Genomic DNA, 9978 nt, shown 5'->3' on the forward strand with positions numbered 1-9978 from the left:
TCGAAGATATCCGCATGATCGAACTCCAGGTTGCCGAGCACCGCGATCTCGGGGCGGTAGTGGACGAACTTGGAGCGCTTGTCGAAGAAGGCGGTGTCGTACTCGTCGGCCTCCACCACGAAGGGGGCGCCCGGGGCGCCGAGGCGCGCCGAGATGCCGAAGTTGCGCGGCACGCCGCCGATCAGAAAGCCCGGCGCCTGACCCGCGGACTCGAGCAGCCAGGCGATGAGGCTCGCCGTGGTGGTCTTGCCGTGGGTGCCGGCCACGGCGATCACCCGCCGCCCCGGGAGCACCTGCTCGGCCAGCCATTGGGGCCCGGAGACGTAGGGCAGACCCTGGTCGAGCACCGCCTCCACCTCCGGGTTGCCCCGGGAGAGGGCGTTGCCGATCACCACCAGGTCGGGGCGCGGCACCAGGTTGGCCGGGTCATAGCCCTCGCCCAGGGTGATGCCGGCCTCGGCCAGCTGGGTGCTCATGGGCGGATAGACGTTGGCATCCGCACCGCTCACGGTATGGCCCAGCTCCCGGGCCAGCAGCGCCAGGCTGCCCATGAAGGTGCCGCAGATACCGAGGATATGGACGTGCATGCTCACTCCGACTGCCGACAGAGACCGCGGGACCCTCCACGGCCGGGTGGGGCGAGACTAGCATGGCGCCGAAGCCGCGCTCCAGCGGTGGGGCGCCCCGAGCCGAGCGCTGCCCCCGCCCCGGAGGTGCAGCGCTCGGCACTTTCGGCTAGAATCCATCGACCTTCGAGTCCCCTTCCCCGACCAGCAGCGACCAGGAGCAGGAAAGCCCCATGGCCCACAATGCCTTCTACGCCCAGTCCGGCGGCGTCACCGCCGTGATCAATGCCAGCGCCTGCGGCGTGATCGAGGCCTGCCGCCGACATCCGGACCGCATCGGCAAGGTCTACGCCGGCCACAACGGCATCATCGGCGCCCTCACCGAGGAGCTGATCGACGTCAGCCAGGAGTCCGACGAGACGATCGCCGCGCTGCGCCACACCCCGGGCGGCGCCTTCGGCTCCTGTCGCTACAAGCTCAAGGACATCGAGACCCACCGCGCCCAGTACGAGCGGCTGATCGAGGTGTTCCGCGCCCATGACATCCGCTACTTCTTCTACAACGGCGGCGGCGACAGCGCCGACACCTGCCTCAAGGTCTCACAGCTCTCCGAGAAGCTGGGCTACCCGCTGACTGCCATCCACGTGCCCAAGACCGTGGACAACGACCTGCCGATCACCGACAACTCGCCGGGCTTCGGCAGCGTGGCCAAGTACATCGCCACCTCCACCCTGGAGGCCTCCCTGGACATCGCCTCCATGTGCGCCACCTCCACCAAGGTGTTCGTGCTCGAGGTGATGGGCCGTCACGCCGGCTGGATCGCCGCCGCCGGCGGCCTGGCCGGCCAGGGCGAGGGCGACCCGCCCCACCTGGTGATCTTCCCCGAGGTGCCCTTCGATCGCACCGCGGTGATGACCCGGGTCGAAGAGGCGGTGAAGCAGTACGGCTACTGCGTGATCGTGGTCTCCGAGGGGGCCCGTTACGAGGACGGCACCTTTCTGGCCGATTCCGGCAACACCGACGCCTTCGGCCACCGCCAGCTGGGCGGCGTGGCCCCGACGCTCGCCGGCATGGTCAAGCAGGATCTGGGCTACAAGTACCACTGGGCGGTGGCCGACTACCTGCAGCGCGCTGCCCGCCATCTGGCCTCGAAGACCGACGTGGACCAGGCCTACGCGGTGGGCGAGAAGGCGGTGGAGCTGGCGATCGCGGGCCAGAACGCCATGATGCCCGCCATCAAGCGCGTCTCCGACGCCCCCTACGCCTGGACCGTCGAACCCGCTCCGCTGGCCGAGATCGCCAACCGCGAGAAGTTCATGCCCCGCGAGTTCATCCGCGAGGACGGCTTCGGCATCACCGAGGCGTGCCGCCAGTACCTCGCGCCGCTGATCCAGGGCGAGGACTTCCCGCCCTTCGAGAACGGCCTGCCCAAGGTGGCCAAGCTGGCCCTCAACCGGGTCGAGCGCAAGCTGCCGACGTTTACGATCTAACAGCGCCGAGCACCGCAGAGTATTGTGGGAGGTCGGCTTTTCCGACGGTTCGACGCATCGACGAATGGAGGCCGAAGGCCTCCCCGGCGGAAGACAGTAACGCTAGCAACACCGACGGGGCGCCTATCGGCGCCATTCGCCCGGGGAACCCGGCCTCCCACAACTGCCATGCGGCTGGGCGCTGCCCGAAGGGCCGCTGGGCGCTAGGCGCTTGCGGCTGGGCGCTGGCCTAGCGCAGCAGCCAGGAGAGCACCAGCAGCAGCAGCAGGATGGCGGCCACCCCCTGCCAGAAATGGGCGGGGTTGCGCCCCATACGAGCCTCCTGGCGGTTGCCGGCCAGGGGCTGGCGCAGGGCGTGGCGGAATTCCGACATGCGCCGATAGCGCAGCGAGCGCTGGGGGTCCAGGGCCCGGCGCAGCGCCTCGTCCAGGGCCGGGGTCACCTCGGGATTGAGGGTCCGCGCGCTGCGGTAGACCAGCTGCTCCAGGTCGGTATGGCGATGCAGCCGGTTGGGCGGTAGCGCGTAGGGCAGCTGGCCGGTGATCAGCCAGTAGACGGTGGAGGCCAGGGAGAACTGATCGCTGCGCCGACCGACCGAGTCATCCAGGGCGTACTCCGGTGCGCTGTGCTCGGTCAGCCCCACCTGGCGCAGCAGCTCCCGGGATTCACGGTGACCACCGGCCTCCCGCGCCCGGCAGGCGCTGAAATCGACCAGCAGCACCTGGCCATGAGCGTCGATCAGCACGTTTCCCGGGTGGATCTGCTGGTGGAGAATACCCCGGTGGTGCAGCGCCTGGACCGCCTTGCCCAGCTGGTTGGCGAGATCCAGGCGCTGGGTCAGGCTCGCCTGGGGATGGCGACGGGCCCACTCGGCCAGGGTCTCCCCCTCCACGTAGGCCATCAGGTAGTAGAGGAAGCGTCGCGGCCGCGATGACTCCATGATGCGCACCACGAACGGCGACTTGACCCGCTCCACCACCCACTGCTGGAGCAGGAAGTGCTCCAGGTAGGCGTTGCGGTTGGAGAGTTCGGGGCTCGGCGCCTTCATCACCATCTCGCGCTCGGAGTGCACGTCGCGCACCCGGTAGACCCGTGACTGGGCGGTGCGCGACAGCACCGCCTGTACCTCCAGGCCGTCGAGGCGATCTCCCGGGGAGAGCTCGGGGGGAATCGGCAGCTCGCCGTAGGCGCGCCCGGGATGGTCAGGCTGCTCATCGGGCAGCTCGTCGATGCGCACCAGCTGGAAACAGAACTGCTCGGCCCCGTAGCCGCGGGACTGGGCGCGCTGTACCGCCGCCTCGGCCAGGCGGTCGCAGGCGGCGTTGAGGTCGCTGGCATCCTGGCGGATCAGCTGCACATACTCCGAGGGCATCAGGGTGCCCAGCACCGCCTGGGTGGTGAAGAGGAAGATGTCGCCCTGCTTGACCGGGAACTGGGCATAGTCGATGTCGAGGCTGCCATCCATGCCCAGCGCCCGGGAGGGATAGCGGTAGCCGCCCAGGTCGGTGACATGGTCACGGGTGAGCTGCTCGAACTCGGCGCCCCGCAGCCGGAACACCAGGGTGTCACCCGCATGGAAGAGATGGGCGGTGCGGGCGCGAAAGACAATGGCCGACAGCGAGGAGACGTAGCTGCCGTCGGCTACGCACTGGCTCTGGCTGTAGCACCAGGCGTTGAGGGCGCGCAGCACCCGGGTCGCGGATGTCTTCACGTCCCAGTGGTCGGGCGTGGAGTAGTAGTCGGCCAGAAAGCCCCGCACGCTGAGGTCGCCGGCCTGCTTGGCCATGGCGTTGCGCCGGGTGGAGTCGCTGATCACCGCACTGGCGCCCTTGGCGCTGAGCTGGCCCGGCTCCGGGAAGCGCACCGACATGGAGCTGCGGTGGTGGCGCCAGTCCGGCGCCACGAAGGCCTGACCGTAACTCAATAACAGCTGCGCTGATCCCAAGACCGTCTCCTCTGGTGGTGCGGCGTCCGTACGGGGAGCCATGATACACGCGAGACGCCGGCGCGTGGTGTCAACCAAAGCCTCAGGGGAGGAGCCCCCGGGTCTCGGCACCTATGTCGCATTGGTAATCCCATTGCGCGCTCCGTATACTTTCGCGGATTTTCGCTCAGCGATTCACCAGGCTGATTTCCAACCCAAGGAAGCGACGATGAACTTCGACAACATCCCCGCCGGCAAGGACCTCCCCAACGACGTCTACGTGGCGATCGAAATTCCCGCCAATCACACCCCGATCAAGTACGAACTCGACAAGGACATGGCGGCCCTGCTGGTCGACCGCTTCATGGCCACCCCGATGTTCTACCCGGCCAACTACGGCTTCATCCCGCACACCCTGGCCGACGATGGTGACGCGCTCGACGCCCTGGTGGTCACCCCCTACCCGGTCCAGGCCGGCGCCATTATCCGCGCCCGCCCGGTGGGCATCCTCAACATGACCGATGAGGCCGGCGAGGACGCCAAGCTGGTCTGCGTGCCGCACCCCAAGCTCTCCAGCCTCTACGACGACGTCGAGGAGGTCACCGACCTGCCCGAGCTGCTGCGCCAGCAGATTGCCCACTTCTTCGAGAACTACAAGGATCTCGAGAAGGGCAAGTGGGTGAAGGTGGAGTCCTGGGAAGGCGCCGAGGCCGCCCGCAAGGCCATCGAGAAGGCCGTGGCCGCCTACGAGAAGGCCTGACCGGCCGGCAAGCCGAGAGAACCCCGAGAGAAACGCAGCAGGGCCGCCCCGAGGGGCGGCCCTGCTGCATCTGGCCCCGACCGGGGCTCGTTACGGCGCGCTACTCGGGCGCATCCGCCTGTTCCGACGCCTCCAGTCCGGGGCCCTCGTCCGGCACCGGGGACGCCTCCTCCTCCTCGGCCACGTCCTCCTCGGCCACGTCCTCCTCGGGGGCGGCCAGCGCCTCGGGGGGCGGCTCCACCGCCACCTCCTCGTGATGCTCCACCTCGACCACCGGCGGTTCGACGGGGGCCTCGACCGCGTCCTCGGCCGGCGGCGCCGCCAGGGCCTGCGGCGGCTCGGCCAGCCGCTCGGCCAGGGCGGCCGCGAGGTCCCGCGCACGGGTCATGTGCAGCGCCATCACCAGGGAGTGGTTGGCGAAGACCCCGAAGCCCGAACCGTTGAGCACCACCGGACTCCACAGCCGCCGCTGGGTCATGGCCAGCTCCGCCAGCAGACGCTCCCACTCGGCCTCGGCACCGGCGGCCGCCAGCACGTCGGCCTGGTCGCGCTGCACGCCTTCGAGCAGCTGCGCCAGTGCCCAGCCGGTGCCGCGGGCCTCGAAGAAGATATCGTCGACCCGGTACCAGGGAGTGCGCGGCGGCAGCGTCTCGGTGTCCACCGCCAGCTCGGTCAGCGCCTCATGGCTGCCGACGCTGGCCGCCAGGCGTCGCGACAGCTCGTCGAGACGTGCCGCGGTCGCCGCCAGCCAGGCGGCCACCCCCTCGCCGGGAGCAAAGCCGGGATCCTCGGCGCCGAGTTCGCCCAGCTGGCGATCGAGGGCCTCCACCGCCTGTTCGAGGCGATGCTCGGTAGAGGGGTAGAACCAGTCGCGATCGTCGCCCAGCAAAGCCTCGAGCGCTTCTTCGAGGTGGCCGGTGTCGCCGGTGGCCATCTGCGGCAGGGCACGGGCCAGGTCCCGGGACTGCTGCAGTACGCCGAGCTCCCAGTTGGGCATGTTGTCGAGCCACACCCCGGGCGGAGCGATGTCGTTGCGCAGGTAGCCCCCCGGCTTCTCCAGCAGCGTCTCCACGGTGGTAGCCAGGGTCGCCACGCTGACCGTGCCCCGTGCGGCGGGGGCATAGGCGGCCTCGCCACGGCGCTCCAGGGTGGCCTGTTCCACGTCGAAGGGCGCCGGCGGCTGGCTCCACCAGATACCCAGCGCCAGGCAGACCAGCAGATAGAGCGCCAGCAGCCCGAGCAGCGGCTTCCAGAGCCAGCCGTACTGGGGGCGTTCCAGCGTCTCTTCTCTCCTGCGACGCCGCGCGGCGCGCCAGCTTTTCCAGCCCATCCTGTGATCATCCTTGCCTGATGAAATAAGGCCCGCGCGATGCGACAATCAGGCGCACGTCGTCGGACACGACACGGTAACAGCACCGCGGCTACTGCGATATCCTAGCACTCACCGCTGGCTACTGCGCCTCCCGGGAACCGCCGCGAGGCCCACCGGTCTCTAGACCGACCTGCCCTGACACCCGCAAGGAAGAGGAGGATGCCTCACTTGATCGCCCGACGCCTCGCCCTGACGCTTGCGCTGGTGCTGCTGCCTTTCACCGCCCAGGCGCAGTGGTTCTCCTCCTCTTCCAGTTCCCAGGAGTTCCTGCCGGTCTTCGAGGCCTTCCAGCCCGACGCCTGGCACGACGGCGAGACCCTCTATGTGGGCGTCGAGGTCACCCCCGAACACTACCTCTACCGACATCAGTTCGCGGTGGAGTCCGAGGCGGTGGCGCTGGGCGAGCCCGAGATTCCCGGGGGGGAGTTCACCAGCGACGAATTCATGGGGGATGTCTACGTCTTCCGCGAGGACATGGTGATCGAGATCCCCCTCGAGGAGGGGGCCAGCGGGGTCGTCCCCCTCAGCTTCACCTTCCAGGGCTGCGCCGATGCGGGCCTCTGCTACCCGCCGGAGCGGGTGAGCCTGGAGGCCCCGGAGCGCTCGGCACCGCCCGCCTTTGCGGCGCTGGTAGGCGGCAACGGCGGCTCGGGGGAGGCCAGCACTGCCGCCCCGCCCGCGCCCCAGAGCGACGATGGCCGCTTCCAGAGCCTGATGCGCGAGGCCAGCCTGCCGCTGGCCATGTCGCTGTTCTTCCTCGCCGGCCTGGGGTTGACCTTCACCCCCTGCGTGTTGCCCATGGTGCCGATCCTCTCGTCGATCATCATCGGCCAGAACCCCAGCCGCCCCCGCGCCTTCGTGCTCTCCTCGAGCTACGTGGCCGGCATGGCGCTCACCTATGCTGCCGTGGGAGTGCTGATGGGACTGTTCGGCGCCGGGCTCAATCTCCAGGCGCGGCTACAGTCGGCGCCGGTACTGATCACCTTCGCCGCGCTCTTTGTCGCCTTCGCCCTGGCCATGTTCGGCGCTCTCGAGCTGCGCACCTCGCCGCGCCTGGCCGGGCGCATCGACGCCTGGCAGGCCCGCGCCCAGCGCAGCGGCCCCGGGGGGCTGGCCCTGGCCGGCGCGCTCTCGGTGCTGGTGGTCTCGCCGTGCGTGACCGCCCCGCTGGCCGGCGCCCTGGTCTTCATCTCCACCACCGGCGACGCCCTGATGGGCGGGGCGGCGCTGCTCGCCCTGGGGCTGGGCATGGGGGTTCCGCTGCTGCTGGTGGGTACCTTCGGCACCACCCTGCTGCCGCGCACCGGCGCCTGGATGAACGGCGTCAAGATCGCCTTCGGCCTGCTGCTGCTGGGCGTGGCGATCTGGCTGGTGGAGCGCCTGCTGCCCTCGGCGGTGGCGCTGCTGCTGTGGGCGGGGCTGGCCATCGGTGCCGCCCTGGCGCTGGGCGCCATGTCGGCCAACCTGCCCCAGGGCTGGCCGCGGGTGCGCCAGGCCGCCGGCCTGCTGCTGCTCGCCTGGGGCCTGGCCCTGGTGCTGGGTGCCGCCAGCGGCGCCCATGACCCGCTGCGTCCGCTGGCCAATCTGGGTGGCGGTAGCGCGGCGGCGGCGATCGAGCCCGCCGAAATCACCACCGTGGAGGGCCTCGACGAGCTACAGCGTGTACTGGCCTCGGTGGACGATGGCCGCCCCACCTTCGTGCACTTCACCGCCGACTGGTGCATTTCCTGCAAGCAGATGGAGCGCCAGGTCTATCCCGACCCGCGGGTCGCCGAACCGCTGTCGGCGTTCGCCCGCATCAACGTCGACGTCACCGACCTCGGCTCCGCCTCTCGCGAGCTGCTCGACCACTTCGGGCTCTTCGGGCCGCCCAGCCTGCTGTTCTTCGCCGGCGGGGAGGAGATCCGCGAGGCGCGCATCCAGGGCGAGATGCGCGCGCCGGGACTGGCCTCCCACCTCCAGGGCCTACTAGGCTGGCTGGAGGGTGGCCAGAGCTGATCCGCCCCCGGCCCGGGGTCGCGAACTTCATCAAACGGTCGTTTAAACACCCGCCTCGAACGGTGTTTTCTCCGGTACTGGACATCCCACCCGATTTTCGGCAAACTCCGGCGACATCCCCCTTTTCAGCGCAATAGGGGCGGAAAGAGACGCCATCTTGCCGTGAACTATTGCAACTTGGCCCGGGTTGACGGCGCCTCCGGGCCACCGCCATTCACCGCACCCAATCGATCGGGACTACGTCATGGATATCCGCAAGGTCAAGAAGCTGATCGAGCTGCTCGAAGAGTCCAACATCAGCGAAATCGAGATCCAGGAAGGCGAGGAGTCGGTGCGCATCAGCCGCCATCCCAACGGCGTGAGCTGGCAGCCCGCCATGCCCCAGGGCTACGCCGCCCCGGCCCTGCCCGCCCAGGCGCCGGCGACACCTGCAGCGGCTGAACCCGCCGCCGTTGACGGGCCAGGCTTCCAGGGTCATGCCGTGACCTCACCCATGGTGGGCACCTTTTACCGCAGCCCGGCGCCGGGCGCCAAGCCGTTCGTGGAGGTGGGCTCCAGCGTCAAGAAGGGCGACACCGTGTGCGTCGTCGAGGCGATGAAGATGATGAACCAGATCGAGGCCGACCGCGACGGCGTGGTCGAGGCGATCCTGGTCGAGGATGGCGAACCGGTCGAATACGACCAGCCGATGATCGTGATCGCCTGATCGCGACACGCCTCTTCATTCACCTGACACTGGCGGATTCCTCATGCTGGACAAGGTACTCATCGCCAACCGCGGCGAGATCGCGCTGCGCATCCTGCGCGCCTGCAAGGAGCTGGGCATCAAGACGGTAGCGGTCCACTCCAAGGCCGACCGTGAGCTGATGCACGTGCGCCTGGCCGACGAGGCCGTGTGCATCGGGCCGGCGGCTTCGGCTCAGTCCTACCTCAACATCCCGGCGCTGATCAGTGCCGCGGAGGTCACCGATTCCAGTGCCATCCACCCCGGCTATGGCTTCCTCTCGGAGAACGCCAACTTCGCCGAGCAGGTCGAGCGCTCCGGCTTCGCCTTCATCGGCCCACGGGCGGAGACCATCCGCCTGATGGGCGACAAGGTGAGCGCCATCGAATCGATGAAGAAGGCCGGCGTACCCACGGTGCCCGGCTCCGACGGGCCGCTGCCGGAGGATGACGAGGGCGAGATCGTCGCCATCGCCAAGCGCATCGGCTACCCGGTGATCATCAAGGCGGCGGCCGGCGGCGGCGGGCGTGGCATGCGCGTGGTGCACACCGAGGCGCACCTGCTCTCCGCCGTCAACGTGACCCGCACCGAGGCCCACGCGGCCTTCGGCGACGGCACCGTCTACATGGAGAAGTTCCTCGAGAACCCCCGCCACGTGGAGGTGCAGGTGCTGGCCGACGGCCAGGGCAATGCCATCCACCTCTTTGACCGAGACTGCTCCCTGCAGCGCCGCCACCAGAAGGTGATCGAGGAGGCCCCGGCGCCGGGCATCGACGAGACCGCGCGTGCCGAGGTGCTCGAGGCGTGCCGCCAGGCGTGCCTCACCATCGGCTATCGCGGCGCCGGCACCTTCGAGTTCCTCTACGAGGACGGTCAGTTCTTCTTCATCGAGATGAACACCCGCGTGCAGGTGGAGCACCCGGTCACCGAGATGGTCACCGGCGTGGACATCGTCCGCGAACAGCTGCGCATCGCCTCCGGCCTGCCGCTGTCGGTCTCCCAGGAGGAGGTCACCCTCTCCGGCCACGCCTTCGAGTGCCGCATCAACGCCGAGGACGCGCGCACCTTCATGCCCTCCCCCGGCAAGGTGACCCTCTACCACCCGCCGGGCGGCCTTGGCGTTCGCATGGACTCCCATGTCTAC

The 9978-nt window shown here is 69.1% G+C and carries 8 protein-coding genes; 5 read left to right on the top strand and 3 right to left on the bottom strand.

Going from position 1 to position 9978, the window contains the following annotated elements:
- The coding region (locus J5F18_RS13870) for a Mur ligase domain-containing protein (RefSeq protein ID WP_346299186.1) at positions 1-587 on the bottom strand (587 nt) is incomplete at its 3' end.
- A 212-nt stretch (positions 588-799) separates the two neighbouring features.
- Here J5F18_RS13870 and J5F18_RS13875 point away from each other — a divergent pair.
- Positions 800-2056, top strand: coding sequence for a 6-phosphofructokinase (locus J5F18_RS13875; RefSeq protein ID WP_346299187.1), 1257 nt, complete (start codon positions 800-802; stop codon positions 2054-2056).
- A 229-nt stretch (positions 2057-2285) separates the two neighbouring features.
- On the opposite strand, the gene J5F18_RS13880 is transcribed toward J5F18_RS13875, so the two are convergent.
- On the bottom strand, positions 2286-4001 hold the full coding sequence (locus J5F18_RS13880; protein ID WP_346299188.1) for a protein kinase: 1716 nt from the start codon (positions 3999-4001) through the stop codon (positions 2286-2288).
- A gap of 208 nt (positions 4002-4209) precedes the next feature.
- On the opposite strand from J5F18_RS13880, the gene ppa reads away from it, so the two are divergent.
- Entirely contained in the window at positions 4210-4740 is a 531-nt protein-coding gene (gene ppa, locus J5F18_RS13885; protein WP_346299189.1) for an inorganic diphosphatase, read from the top strand.
- A gap of 100 nt (positions 4741-4840) precedes the next feature.
- Here the strand turns inward: ppa and J5F18_RS13890 are convergent, their stop codons facing one another.
- Positions 4841-6070, bottom strand: coding sequence for a DUF2333 family protein (locus tag J5F18_RS13890; RefSeq protein WP_346299190.1), 1230 nt, complete (start codon positions 6068-6070; stop codon positions 4841-4843).
- 201 nt (positions 6071-6271) lie between these two features.
- Here J5F18_RS13890 and dsbD point away from each other — a divergent pair, with 201 nt between their 5' ends.
- The 3 genes from dsbD to accC all read left to right on the top strand — a co-directional run.
- The gene (gene dsbD / locus J5F18_RS13895) at positions 6272-8110 is read left to right on the top strand and encodes a protein-disulfide reductase DsbD (RefSeq protein WP_346299191.1); all 1839 of its coding nucleotides are present in this window, start codon (positions 6272-6274) and stop codon (positions 8108-8110) included.
- A gap of 244 nt (positions 8111-8354) precedes the next feature.
- Positions 8355-8816, top strand: a complete 462-nt coding sequence (gene accB / locus J5F18_RS13900; protein WP_346299192.1) for an acetyl-CoA carboxylase biotin carboxyl carrier protein — start codon at positions 8355-8357, stop codon at positions 8814-8816.
- 43 nt (positions 8817-8859) lie between these two features.
- Positions 8860-9978 (top strand): acetyl-CoA carboxylase biotin carboxylase subunit (gene accC / locus J5F18_RS13905; RefSeq protein WP_346299193.1); only part of this gene is annotated, 1119 nt, incomplete at its 3' end.

It is taken from the genome of Halomonas sp. BM-2019 (assembly GCF_017584085.1).